This window comes from Ruegeria jejuensis (genome assembly GCF_041537905.1).
Lineage (GTDB): Bacteria > Pseudomonadota > Alphaproteobacteria > Rhodobacterales > Rhodobacteraceae > Ruegeria_C.
The window spans coordinates 1-9844 of record NZ_JBGRUO010000047.1 but is presented as its reverse complement, the minus strand read 5'-3'; the positions used below and the strand labels follow the sequence as shown (position 1 = coordinate 9844).

The window sequence follows — 9844 nt, the reverse complement described above, 5'->3', positions numbered from 1 at the left end:
ACAAAAATGCACTGCGTCAAACTCCTTGGCCAAGGCCTCATGGCCCGAGACTTCGACCGACAAGTCGCTGAGCTCCAGATCCGGATCGCGGTGCTCAACCGCTACACCGCTCTTGGCATACCCGTCACGGAACCGGTAGGATAACTCCGTCCGGGGAAAGGGGCAGTCCGTTCACACCCCGATTTGTGTAACAAAGCCCCTGCTACCGCAAAATCAAGCTGTAGCCGAATTCACAGTCTGCGGACAAGTGTGAACTTTAGTCTATCGCACGACCGCTTGCAGGCCGCTACAAGGTGTTAGTTGTGAAACGCAAAACTCGACAAACGAAAGCAATCAGCGAAATCAAGTTGATAATTTTGGACCGTACTTTACAAAATCAGCCATGGCGAACTCAATTGATCACACGTTAGACATCGTTGTCTTGGTAAGCCCGCATTTCAACGTTTCTGCGACGACGTCTTTTGTCGATCCGTTCAGAGTTGCGAATTACCTGTCAGGATCTGTGCGGTTCTCGTGGACCTATGTCTCGGAACTAGGTGGTCGCATCGAATCCAGCAGTGGTCTGGTCGTTGAAACTGTCCCATTGGCGCAGGTGAGCCGGAGCAAGTCTTGGCTTGTACTGGTAAGTACAAGTTGGACGCCTGAACGCCACGGGACACGTCGTTTCAAGGCGGCTCTTCGAATATGGGAAGCAAACGGAGCGATCGTGGGCGGAATGGACACGGGCGCGATTGTTCTCGCGCAGGCCGGATTGCTCAAGGGCAAAACTGCGACGGTCCATTATGAGCACATCGACGCCTTCGCCGAAATTGCACAAGACACGACGGTGTCTGAGAACATGTTTGTGACCGAAGGCAAGGTCTTCACATGTTGTGGAGGATCAGCGGCAACCGATCTTGGTTTGCGATTTGTGCATTCTGTCGCGGGCGAAAGCATCGCAAACGCCTCGGCACGGTATCTGTTTCACCATGATGTGCGTGGGGAAGGTCAGTCACAAAACCCCAAGGACATAGAGCCGCTTGGGTACGTCACATCTGGGGTCGTCCGGGACGCGATCGACCTTATGGAAGCGCATTTGGAGACCACGTTGACGATCCCCGAAATAGCGCAACGATTGGGCGTTTCGCAGCGGCAACTGTCCCGATTGTTCCGGCAGTATGTTCATAAGTCACCTGTCGGGTACTACCGCGATATCCGCCTCGATCGTGCGCGCGGTCTTGTGACGCAGACAGAGCTGAAATTCAGCGAGATTGCAGAGGCGTCGGGGTTCAACGGCCAAGTGCATTTCAGCCGGGCGTATCGCAATCGGTTTAGCTTGACGCCCACGGCTGATCGCATTGAAGGTCGTGTGCCGTTCGAGTTTAGGGCCTGGCCGATGTACAAGCCCGACATCAAGTCCGAAGGTGTTTCGTAGCCTTTTGTATCGCTGTCAGCATCTCATCGCGTTGCGCCGCGATCTCTTGAGTGCTTTGCTCCTGCGTCTGTGAGTTCACGCCATCGACCAATTTTTTGATCACATCATCATCAAGGCGTGGATCCCCCAGATCGTCCCACCAGCCGTTGAACGTGTCTTTGAAGTGATCACAAAAAGCCTGCAAGCCACCTGCTCCCGCGCCCAAATGAAACAGGGTCGTCGGCCCCATCGCGGCCCATCGCAATCCCGGTCCGGCCCACATCGCCTTGTCTATGTCCTCGACGCTGGCAACGCCTTCGACGGCCATATGAACGGCCTCGCGCCAAACTGCGGCTTGCAAGCGGTTGGCGACATGCCCCGGCATGCCTTTCTTGATGCGGATGGTGACCTTGCCGATGCCTTCATAGAACGCCTCCGTTCGGTTCAGAACATCTGATCCGGTGGCCTCGTTGACTGTCAGTTCCACCAGTGGGATCAGATGTGGCGGGTTGAATGGATGGCCAAGAATAAGCGGCGTTGGATCGCGCCATCCTTCTTGCAGCGCTTCGAGCGTAAGCCCCGATGTCGAGCTGGAGACGATTGCGCCTGCAGCCAGCGCGGACTCAATCTCCGCGTAGGTTGCATGTTTGATAGGCAAGCGCTCGGGCACGTTTTCCTGAACGAATTGCGCATCCCTGACGGCCTCGGCAGCGGTCGCCGCAAAAGCGAGTGCGTCAGGGGTTGCATGGTCGGTCAGTGCCAATTCTTCCAACGCAGGCCAGGCTTGTTCAACGTAGGAGCGCACGACCGTCTCAGCATTTTCGTTGGGGTCAAAGACAGTCACGCTTCGGCCTGAAGCAAGAAACAACGCAGCCCAGCTTGCCCCGATCACGCCAGCCCCAAGTACAGCGGTTTTTTTAATCTCAGACATCAGAACAACCCCGGATTAAGGGGCGACGCCGCCGTCATGCCGCCATCTACGGTGAAGAGTTGGCCTGCGGCAAAAGACGCATCATCAGAGGCCAGCCATACAGCCATTGCCGCAATGTCAGCAGGTTTGCCAAAACGTTTGACCGCGTGGCGCGCCAATGCGTCAGTCTTCGCTTTCTGAGGGTCTTGAGCAAGCTCAAACCCGGCATCCAGCATGCCGGTTTCGATCCAGCCCGGACAGATCGCATTGCAGCGAATTGCCGGTCCGTGATCCACGGCGATGGACCTTGTAAGCCCGTGCACAAACGCCTTTGAGGCGTTGTAAAGCGCCATTGACGGGTCCGCGACATTGCCCGAGATCGACCCGATGTTGATGATCGAGCCGCCCTCCCGCATTTGCGGAATAAGCGCCCGGCAGACGTTGAAAACGCCCTTTGCATTCACCCCGATAACCAAATCCCAATCGGCATCAGAGCTGTCCACAACGGTCTTTTCAACCTGAACCCCAGCGTTGTTCACGACGATGTCCAATGCACGCAGCTCTTGCGCGGCTTCATCAACGGCGGCAGCATCTGACACATCCAAAGACATCCAATCAGCCCCTAAACCATCCGGTCTTGGTCCCCGGCCACAGGTGATAACTTCAGCACCCTCGGCCATGAAGACCTCAACGATAGCACGCCCAATGCCCTGCCTACCGCCTGTAACGAAAGCGCGTTTGCCAGCCAAGCGCATCAGTGTGCCACCATCACATGGCGCACGGCGGTATAAGCGTCCAAGGCATAGACGGACATATCACAACCCGTGCCAGAGCTTTTCATCGCAGCCCAAGGCATTTCAGGTGTGGCGACGCCATGCGTGTTCACCCACGTGAAGCCGTAGCGCAACTTCGAAGACATCCGCATGGCGCGACCTGTATTGTTGGTCCAGACGGATGAGGCCAATCCGAACGGGCCTGCATTTGCAACCTTCAGCGCCTCTGCTTCGTTGCTGAACCGCGAAATGGTGACGACCGGACCGAAGATTTCATTGCAAAACACCTCGGCGTCATGCGCCACATTGATCAGTACGGTGGGCTCATAAAAGAAACCCGGTCCGTCAATCACATTGCCACCCAACACAACGTCGCAGTCATCGCGTGCTCGATCGACGAACCCCGCTACGGTATTGCGTTGCGCGGCAGAGATGATCGGCCCCATTTCAGTTCCTTCGGCCTTTTGAGCCCCAACTTTGATCTGGCTGACCTGATCAACAACAGCAGCGACGACCTTGTCATAGACCGTATCCGCCACCAGCAGGCGGCAGGGCTGTGCGCAGTCCTGACCAGCATTGAAGAACGAACCATAGCGCACGGTTTCAGCAACCGCATCAATATCAGCATCGTCAAAAACAATGACCGGGGCTTTGCCGCCCAGTTCCAGATGCACATGGCGAATTTGACGAGAGGCCGCGGCCATCGCCGCAGAACCTGTCGCGTTGGAGCCGGTGATCGAGATCGCCTCGGTCCGTGGATCGTTGATCATCTGTTCGCCAATCTCACGGCCCGGTCCGTGCAGCACATTGACCACCCCTTTGGGTGCAACGCCCGCGATCAGCTCGGCGGCTTTCAGCGTGGAAAGCGGCGTTAGTTGCGAAGGTTTCAGCGTGACCGGGCAACCGGCCGCCAAAGGCGCCGCCAGTTTCCAGGCAGCCATCATCAGCGGATAGTTCCACGGCGCAATCGCGGCCACCGGTCCAACGGGATCTTTGCGGATCATGCTGGTGTGACCTGCCACATATTCGCCCGCCGCAACAGCCGACATCGTGCGGGCCGCACCGGCAAAGAACCTGAATGTATCCAACGTCAACGGCATTTCGTCATCCAGCGCCGAGGGCCAGGGCTTTCCGGCATCCAGACTTTCCAGCTCGGCCAGTTCCTCGATATTTTCTTCCAGAACGCCCGCAAGATTGATCAAGAGCTCGGACCGCTCCGTCGGGCTGGTCTGACCAAAAGTCTCAAAGGCCTCGTGGGCCCCTGCGGCCGCTGCACTTGCCTGTTCGGAGGTCGCGGAATTGATCTTGCAAATCTCTTCGCCCGTGGCTGGATTCACGACGGAGATTGGCGCGTCGTCCCCTTCAACCATTTCGCCATTGATCAACATCTTTGTTTGCATGTGGTCCTCCCTAGAACCCAACCTGATCGCCGCCCTTGAGTTCAAGGCGCACGCGTGCCTCTGCTGGCGTGGCAACTGAAAGGCCAAGATTTTCGATAATTGTGCGAATGCGGGTCACTTGCTCGGCATTCGATGTGGCAAGCTCTCCCTTGCCGATAAAGAGACTGTCTTCGAGCCCGACACGCAGATTACCACCGCGCAGCGCGCTTTGTGTCGCGAACGGCATTTGATGCCGTCCCGCTGCCAGTACGGACCATTCATAGTTTTCAGCGCCAAAAAGCTTGTCCGCCGTGTTGTGCATATGGGTCAGGTGATCGGGGTCAGCACCAACGCCCCCCAAAATGCCAAAGACCATCTGGATGAAAAACGGCGGTTTGATCAGCCCTTGATCCACGAACCATTTGACGTTGTAGAGATGGCCCAGATCGTAGCATTCGAACTCAAACTTGGTGCCATGATCGCCCCCCAGTTTCTCAATCGCATAACGGATTGTCTTGAACGTATTGGGAAAAATGAAGTCCTCGGTCATCTCAAGAAAGGGGCGTTCCCAATCGTGCTGAAATTCCGAGTATTTTCGAAGCATCGGGAAAATGCCAAAGTTCATGCTGCCCATGTTGAGCGAGGCCATTTCTGGGCTCGTTGACGTTGCAGCCAGCAGGCGTTCGTCCATCGACATGCCCAAACCGCCACCGGTTGAGACATTGACCACCGCATCGCAGGATTGCTTGATCACAGGCAGAAACTGCTTGAACAATTCAGGACGAGGATCGGGTTTGCCCGTTTCGGGGTGCCTTGCGTGCAGATGAATGATCGAGGCGCCAGCCACTGCCGCTTCAATGCTTGCTGTTGCGATCTCGGCAGGTGTGATCGGCAAGTGGGGCGACATTGAAGGCGTGTGAATGCCGCCCGTTGGGGCACAGGTGATGATGACGGGTTTCGGCATCAGAATTTCATCTGTTGCACTTGCGCGGACAGCCCCCCGTCCAGAACCCAAAGCTGGCCAGAGGCATAGCGCGCCTCATCGCTGGCCAGCCAATTGACCAGATTGGCAATGTCCGTCGGCGTCCCGTAGGTGCGCATCGGATGCACATCCCGGACGGCTTTTTGAAGCGTTCCGATGTTGCCACCGCCGCCGCCAGATCCGTCACCGTTGAAGAAGCTCTGCAGCATCGGCGTATCAATATAACCGGGGCAGATCGCATTGACGCGGATACCCTCGGGGCCGTGATCGCAGGCCATTGCGCGGGTCAGCGCATGCACCGCCCCCTTGGTCGCACAATAAGCAGCAAGGCCGGGATCAGCGATGAACCCATCGTAAGATCCAAAGTTTATCAGGCTTGCGCTGCTGCCGGATTTCGCCGCTTCGCGCATCAATGGAATGGCATATTTTGAGGCGAGAAATGTCCCCGTGGAATTGACTGCAAAGCTTTGGTTCCATTCCTCCAGCGTGGTGTCTTCGACCGTCTTTTCGATCTCGATCCCTGCTGCATTCACCAAAATATCGAGCTTGCCATGAGCACGGCGAACCTGATCCATCGCTGCGATTGCGTCCGCTTCCCGTGTGACGTCGAGCTTTACAAAGTGGCTGCCGTCATCGTCATGCATGTCCAGCGACCCTTCAGGCGTGAGATCCGCAGCGTAGACTGTCGCGCCCTCCTTGATGAAACGTGCCACTATCGCACGTCCAATCCCACCTCTTGCCCCTGTGACGAGCGCGATTTTTCCGTTCAGCATCATTGGTCTTGGTCCTTCAACGGGGGATAACGGTAGCGATTGGCGGCAATGGTCCAATCCATATTGTTGCGCACATATTGCTGGCTTGCATCTGATGGGGGGTTGTAGTCCCAAGGCGCGCTTGCACCGGCTTCCATTGCGGCGTGCAGCGCGCGGCGGGATTTCTGGGTTGCGATGATCTTGCGGCGCAACGCCTCTCCGTCCCACCGGGCAGCAACTTCGCTGGCAAAGGCTTGAGCGGCCTCAGAGTAGCCGGGATCAGATGCCAGATTTCTTGTCTCCGACGGATCAACGCTCAGATCATAAAGCTGCGGTGGATCACTGTCGCAATGAATGTATTTCAACGGGCCACGCCGGATCATGATCACGGGATAGCCCGTCATTTCAGCGCAGTATTCGCCAATGGCCTCGTCAACCGGATCTTCCTCGCCCCGCGCCAAAGGCATCAGGCTTCGACCATCGATCGGCTCGCCCACCATGCTTTCGTCGCCGCCAGCAATCTCGATGAAAGTCGGCAGCAAATCCACGAGCGACACCGCGTTTTGCGCTGTCCCCACCGCCACGCCGGGCCCTGCCATGACCAGCGGCACGCGGGCGGAATGTTCAAAGAAGTTCATCTTGTACCACAGCCCACGCTCGCCCAGCATGTCGCCGTGATCTGCCGTGACAATCACGATTGTATTGTCCAACTCACCCGTCTCTTCGAGCGTTTGAACCAACTCACCGATCTTGCTGTCAAAGTAGCTGACATTCGCCAGATAAGCGCGTCGCGCGCTACGGATCTCTTCTTCGGTCAGCGGCACATAAGTTGCTTCGATCCCGTCCAAGAGGCGGCGCGAGAACGGGTCCTGTTCTTCCAAAGCAGGCACAAAGGCCGGCATGTCGATGTCGTCGTCTGAATAGAGGTTCCACCATTCGGGCCGCGCGACATATGGATCATGCGGATGGATAAAGCTCGCGACCATCGCAAAGGGCGCATCATTCCCAAGCGCTTTGTCACGTGCCGCATCGAACAGCCAACGCTTTGCGGCAAAGCCGACCTCGTCATCGTAATCAATCTGGAACGTTGCATGCGCGAGACCGCTTTCCTTGACGGTCCGCATGTTGTGATACCACTTGTCGATCCGCTCGTCGGGCGCTTCCCAGTCTGGTGTCCATGCGAAATCCGACGGGTAAATATCGGTCGTGACGCGGTCTTCGAAGCCGTGCATTTGATCAGGGCCAACAAAGTGCATCTTGCCTGACAGGCACGTGCGATAGCCAAGCGATTTCAGATAGTGCGCGAAGGTCGGAACTGACGCCTTAAACTCGGAGGCATTATCGTAAGCCGCAATCCGAGAGATGTGTTGACCCGACATAAACGCGAAGCGCGACGGCGCGCAGAGCGGCGAATTGCAATACGCCCCATCAAAGCGCATCCCGCGCGCAGAAAGTGCATCCAGATGCGGCGTCTTGGCAACCTTATGTCCGTAAGCCCCCGTGAAATGCGGGGCCAATTGGTCCGCCATGATCACAAGGATATTGGGCCGCGTCACGCTGCACCCCTGGCATAGGCATCCAGTACCAGCCCATGAAAGTGATGCACCGCATGTTCGGATTTACCCGATCCGTCCGGATCATTGACGATCCGACCTTGGGTGAAGGCAGGCGTGCTCATCCCGCGCTGCACAGACTCGACAAGATTGATATCTTCGACCTGCAGCACCTCATCCAGATAGCGAATTGCATCCAGTTCCATCGCGTCCGGCTCAGGCGTTTCGAGGAAAAAGTCATAGGTTTCCAACGTCCGGTCCGGCCCAACAGGGATAATGTTGAGTACGATCACGCTGGAGCGCCCCGGATACCGCATCAAGCAAGTCGTCGGATAAAGCCACCACACCGCATGGGTTTTGACCGTGGCGTTCGACACGTCGTAGGCGGCATTGGGGCTGTTTCCCGCATCGGCCATGTGACTGGAATAGATGCCGTAGGTCGTGACCTTGTAGGTATCCATGTCCACAAGATCGCAGAAATCCTTATGGGCCGTTGGGCAGTGATAACACTCAAGGAAGTTATCCACGACGTTCTTCCAGTTCGATTTGATGTCGTAGGTCAAACGATGCCCAAAGGTAAGTTGATCAACATCCGGTACCCAGTGGCGCACTTCTGTTTCCAAGTTTCCAGACTGCTGAGCCAAAGAGTGTGCCTTTGGATCCAGATTGACGAATACAAATCCACAAAACTCTTCCACTTGCACCGCGTCGAGGCAAATCTCGTCTGTGCGAAAACCTTCAAGGTTCTCGGTGTGAGGCGCGCGGGCCAATCGCCCGTCCAGCTTATAGACCCAAGCATGGTACGGACACATGATCCGCGTCGTGTTGCCGTCGCCCGAAAGCAATTCATGCGCCCGGTGTTTGCAGACATTGTAGAAAGCGCGAAGCGAACCCTCTTTATCGCGCACAACGGCTATTGGTTGCCCGGCAATTTCGACGGTCACATAAGACCCCGGCTCACGTGTTTTCTCGCCATGACACACCCACTGCCACGTTCTTGAGAGGATGGATTTGAGATCAGCATAAAACCACTTTTCTTCCGTATAGGCCTCCGCTCGCAGTGAACTGGAACGCGATGGATCGGGGTCATAGCCAAGAGAAATCGTATCGGAAATTGTCATGTGAGTCCTCCCAAGATCGGGGAAGAGTATTCCAAACGAAGTTTTCAGCTATGCAAAATCGGTCATATAGTTGATATTTTTGAATTGAGCCGGTTGGCCGAAAATGAAGTCCGAGACAGAATTCACCAGTGCCGGCTGAGATTTCGCTTGTGAGAATTGAGCAGTCATTCATTCGTTGCGCGGCATCGAGTTGCTCTGGGAAACTGTTGCTTGCGACCCAAAGCATGAGCAATTGGGCTGATCCTGAACTGAGGTCGAGTTCTCGATAGGATCACGGGGAAACTGTGAAAACGGGAGATTCCAATGGAGTATTTTGCAGGTTTGGACGTATCGCTGCAATCCTGCGCGTCTTGCGGTGAATGTCCTTGACGACCCGTTCAGCCGTCGGTTTGTCGGTTCCAGCTTTCCGTCTCATCTTCACTCCTTAACGGTTCAGATGAGCCAGAAACCTTCCGTTATGCAAATCCTTCAATCAGGCCCAGAGGTGCTGATGTCAGACAGCTTTGAATGGTAGTGTCGCAAACTTTCGGATTGTCGTTGTGTCTGGCGTCAACCTGGTCCAAACGGCGCGTTTTCGGAAGCCTGCATCGGGGTTTAGAAGTTGATCAGTTTCAAAGGCGCGCATTATCCTAAATCAGTAATCGTTTATGCGGTCTATTTCTACGTTCGCTTTGGTGTCTCGTACCGCGACATGGAAGAGATCATGGCCGAGCGCGGTGTCGCAGTCGATCATGCAACGCTTAATTGATGGGTCAGCCGATATGCAGGCCTCATTGCTGAAGCAGCGCGGTATAGAAAGCGTCCCGCAGACTGTTCCTGGCGGATGGATGAAACTCTAGTAATCGAGCAACAGCTCTCTTGGCCAGTGCATGATGGCACTGGAACAATGACAGGAGAGCAAAATGGAACAGTGTTTTGTCGGATTGGACGTATCGAAAGCAGAGACGTCGATTTGCATGTGCGATGAGAATGGAGCCACCG

At 55.8% G+C, this 9844-nt stretch carries 9 protein-coding genes and 2 pseudogenes; 3 read left to right on the top strand and 8 right to left on the bottom strand.

Annotated features, from left to right (window positions below):
- Window positions 1-144 (top strand): annotated as a pseudogene (locus AB1E34_RS25750) (IS5/IS1182 family transposase); the annotation flags it as partial.
- 238 nt (window positions 145-382) lie between these two features.
- Window positions 383-1414 (top strand): GlxA family transcriptional regulator, encoded by a 1032-nt coding sequence (locus AB1E34_RS25745; protein ID WP_372575145.1) that lies wholly within the window; start codon window positions 383-385, stop codon window positions 1412-1414.
- On the opposite strand, the gene AB1E34_RS25740 is transcribed toward AB1E34_RS25745, so the two are convergent.
- The 7 genes from AB1E34_RS25740 to AB1E34_RS25710 are packed head-to-tail and all read right to left on the bottom strand — an operon-like array spanning window position 1392 to window position 8863.
- Window positions 1392-2324: a 3-hydroxyacyl-CoA dehydrogenase NAD-binding domain-containing protein gene (locus AB1E34_RS25740; RefSeq protein ID WP_372575144.1), complete on the bottom strand. Its 933-nt coding sequence runs from the start codon at window positions 2322-2324 to the stop codon at window positions 1392-1394. The two genes, AB1E34_RS25745 and AB1E34_RS25740, sit on opposite strands and share 23 nt — an antisense overlap.
- Complete coding sequence (locus tag AB1E34_RS25735) at window positions 2324-3058, bottom strand: SDR family NAD(P)-dependent oxidoreductase (protein ID WP_372575143.1); 735 nt, start codon at window positions 3056-3058, stop codon at window positions 2324-2326. The genes AB1E34_RS25740 and AB1E34_RS25735 overlap by 1 nt, the downstream gene beginning before the upstream one ends.
- Window positions 3058-4476, bottom strand: a complete 1419-nt coding sequence (locus AB1E34_RS25730) for an aminobutyraldehyde dehydrogenase (RefSeq protein WP_372575142.1) — start codon at window positions 4474-4476, stop codon at window positions 3058-3060. The genes AB1E34_RS25735 and AB1E34_RS25730 overlap by 1 nt, the downstream gene beginning before the upstream one ends.
- Before the next feature lie 10 nt (window positions 4477-4486).
- On the bottom strand, window positions 4487-5419 hold the full coding sequence (gene kce, locus AB1E34_RS25725) for a 3,5-dioxohexanoate:acetyl-CoA acetone transferase (protein WP_372575141.1): 933 nt from the start codon (window positions 5417-5419) through the stop codon (window positions 4487-4489).
- The gene (locus tag AB1E34_RS25720) at window positions 5419-6210 is read right to left on the bottom strand and encodes an SDR family NAD(P)-dependent oxidoreductase (protein ID WP_372575146.1); all 792 of its coding nucleotides are present in this window, start codon (window positions 6208-6210) and stop codon (window positions 5419-5421) included. The genes kce and AB1E34_RS25720 overlap by 1 nt, the downstream gene beginning before the upstream one ends.
- Complete coding sequence (gene betC, locus AB1E34_RS25715; RefSeq protein ID WP_372575140.1) at window positions 6210-7745, bottom strand: choline-sulfatase; 1536 nt, start codon at window positions 7743-7745, stop codon at window positions 6210-6212. The genes AB1E34_RS25720 and betC overlap by 1 nt, the downstream gene beginning before the upstream one ends.
- Window positions 7742-8863: an aromatic ring-hydroxylating oxygenase subunit alpha gene (locus AB1E34_RS25710; RefSeq protein WP_372575139.1), complete on the bottom strand. Its 1122-nt coding sequence runs from the start codon at window positions 8861-8863 to the stop codon at window positions 7742-7744. Before AB1E34_RS25710 ends, betC begins: the two co-directional genes overlap by 4 nt.
- 601 nt (window positions 8864-9464) lie before the next feature.
- On the opposite strand from AB1E34_RS25710, the pseudogene AB1E34_RS25705 reads away from it, so the two are divergent.
- Window positions 9465-9704: pseudogene (locus AB1E34_RS25705) on the top strand (IS6 family transposase); the annotation flags it as partial.
- Here the strand turns inward: AB1E34_RS25705 and AB1E34_RS25700 are convergent.
- A partial coding sequence (locus AB1E34_RS25700) for a hypothetical protein (RefSeq protein WP_372575147.1) occupies window positions 9634-9844 on the bottom strand: 211 nt, incomplete at its 5' end. The pseudogene AB1E34_RS25705 and the gene AB1E34_RS25700 overlap by 71 nt on opposite strands.